Source organism: Teichococcus deserti, assembly GCF_001982615.1.
GTDB classification, from domain to species: domain Bacteria; phylum Pseudomonadota; class Alphaproteobacteria; order Acetobacterales; family Acetobacteraceae; genus Pseudoroseomonas; species Pseudoroseomonas deserti.
In genome coordinates this window covers 1-2096 of sequence record NZ_MLCO01000546.1, presented here as the reverse complement: position 1 = coordinate 2096, position 2096 = coordinate 1, and the positions used below count along the sequence as shown (strand labels likewise).

Annotated in this window: 3 protein-coding genes and 1 pseudogene; 2 read left to right on the top strand and 2 right to left on the bottom strand. The window is 66.7% G+C overall.

Annotated features, from left to right (window positions below; all coding sequences use genetic code 11):
• Window positions 1-210: pseudogene (locus tag BKE38_RS29945) on the bottom strand (c-type cytochrome); the annotation flags it as partial.
• 283 nt (window positions 211-493) lie between these two features.
• Here BKE38_RS29945 and BKE38_RS29940 point away from each other — a divergent pair.
• Window positions 494-1348, top strand: coding sequence for a prephenate dehydratase (locus BKE38_RS29940; RefSeq protein WP_076960702.1), 855 nt, complete (start codon window positions 494-496; stop codon window positions 1346-1348).
• Between the two features lie 34 nt (window positions 1349-1382).
• Window positions 1383-1796 carry a DUF3830 family protein gene (locus BKE38_RS29935; protein ID WP_076960701.1) on the top strand — a complete coding sequence of 138 codons (414 nt, stop codon included), beginning with the start codon at window positions 1383-1385 and terminating at the stop codon, window positions 1794-1796.
• A 65-nt stretch (window positions 1797-1861) separates the two neighbouring features.
• On the opposite strand, the gene BKE38_RS33975 is transcribed toward BKE38_RS29935, so the two are convergent.
• Window positions 1862-1987 (bottom strand): hypothetical protein, encoded by a 126-nt coding sequence (locus tag BKE38_RS33975; RefSeq protein WP_474104358.1) that lies wholly within the window; start codon window positions 1985-1987, stop codon window positions 1862-1864.
• Window positions 1988-2096 lie beyond the last annotated feature (109 nt).

Sequence of the window (2096 nt, the reverse complement as noted above, 5' to 3'; positions counted from 1 at the left end):
GCTGGCCGCGGCCAGCAGCGGCTCAACCGGCTCCAGCGCGGGGGCATTGTCCGCCGGCGCCGCGGCTTCCTGGCCGACACCCTCGATGGTGATCGCCGGCTTACTCAGGCGGTGCGGATGCACCACCGTCTCGCCCACCAGCCCCGCCACCATGAAGGCGATACCAGCGGTCAGAACGGCTGCGAACGCCTTGTTGACCTCCAAGCTCATGCTGCCGATCCATCCCATCCCAAAAGCCATGCGACTCGACTAGCGAGGGAGCGCGTTTGCGCGCGGCAGGGGCCTCGACTAGAAGCGGTCGGACCATAGTGGCAGAGGCCGGGCGCTTCAACCCGTTGCCCCATCGGGACGCTCCGGCGCCGGGACGAAAGCGCCGGCGCCCTTCCGGCGGAGGGTGGCGCGGGCGGTGGCGCCGCCGGCTGCGGCCGCCGCCTTTCCCGGCCCTTCCGTCCTGCGGAAGGGGCGGTTCCTGCCAGATGGAAACGAGACCAGAATGAGCGGAGTGATCGCCTTCCAGGGTATGCCGGGCGCCTATTCGGACCTGGCCTGCCGCAGCGCCTATCCCGGCTGGACCACCCTGCCCTGCCCGAGCTTCGAGGCGGCGATGGAAGCGGTGCGCGACGGCCGCGCCGGGCTCGCCATGCTGCCCTGCGAGAACTCGCTGGCCGGCCGGGTGCCCGACATCCACCGCCTGCTGCCCGATTCCGGCCTGTTCGCGGTCGGCGAGCACTACCAGCGCGTCGAGCACTGCCTGCTGGCCAACAAGGGCGCGACGCTCGAGGGGCTGAAGCGCGCCCACAGCCATCCGGTGGCGCTCGGCCAGGTGCTGAACCTGCTGAAGGACATGCAGCTGCAGCCGGTGATCGAGGCCGACACCGCGGGCGCCGCCAAGCTGCTCGCCGAGCATCCGAATCCCGAGGACTGCGCCATCGCCTCCTCGCTGGCCGCCGAGATCTACGGCCTCGACATCCTGCGCCACAATGTCGAGGACGCGGCGCACAACACCACGCGCTTCTACGTCATGTCGCGCGAGGCCCTCCGCCCGCCGGTCGAGGCGGTGAACACGGTGACAACCTTCGTCTTCCGCGTCCGCAACATCCCGGCCGCGCTCTACAAGGCGCTCGGCGGCTTCGCCACCAACGGGGTGAACATGACCAAGCTGGAGAGCTACATGCTCGACGGCCATTTCACCGCCACCCAGTTCCTCTGCGACGTCGACGGCCATCCCGACCATCCGGGGCTGAAGCGCGCGCTGGAGGAGCTCGACTTCTTCTCGCGCGAGCTGAAGGTGCTGGGCTCCTATCCCGCGCATCCCTACCGCCTCGGCCAGATCGCCGAAGCCGACTGAACCCAGGCCCATTGACCAGGAAGGAACGGAAAGAATGGCTGACATCGCGATCGACATCGGCGGCGAGATCTTCCTGGCCGATTTCGAGGAGAAGGCGGCGCCGCGCACCGTCGCGCGCTTCCGCACCCTGCTGCCCTACAAGGACCGCATCATCCATGTCCGCTGGTCCGGCGAGGCCTGCTGGATCCCGATGGGCGAGCGCGACCTCGGCATCGGCTACGAGAACGCGACCTCCTATCCGGCCCCGGGCCAGGTCATCGTCCATCCGGGCGGCATGAGCGAGACCGAGATCCTGGTCGCCTACGGCCCCTGCTGCTTCGCCAGCAAGGCCGGCCAGCTGGCGGGGAACCACTTCCTCACCATCAAGGGCGACCTCGACAAGCTGGCCACCATCTGCCGCTCGGTGCTGTGGGACGGCAACAAGCCGATCACCTTCCAGAAGGCATAAAGCAAGAAAGGCTGGGGGGGGGGGGGGAAGTATCCCCCCCCCAAACCTACAGGTTTGCGCCCCTTCTATTTCTGCAAATTGGCCTTCCGCATGAACAAATGGGGGATGCCTACATCAAGAAACTTTTCCCCTTCGACCAAATAGCCCACCCGCTCGTAAAACGGCCCGGAATGCGTCTGCGCCCCCAGCACGAACCCTGCCTCTTAAACACATCCCCGAGCCCCCGAGACTAGCCCCCACCCCGTATGCCGTCTTCTGCTTAAAAAAAAAAAAACAGAAACATATCAACACACATCACAA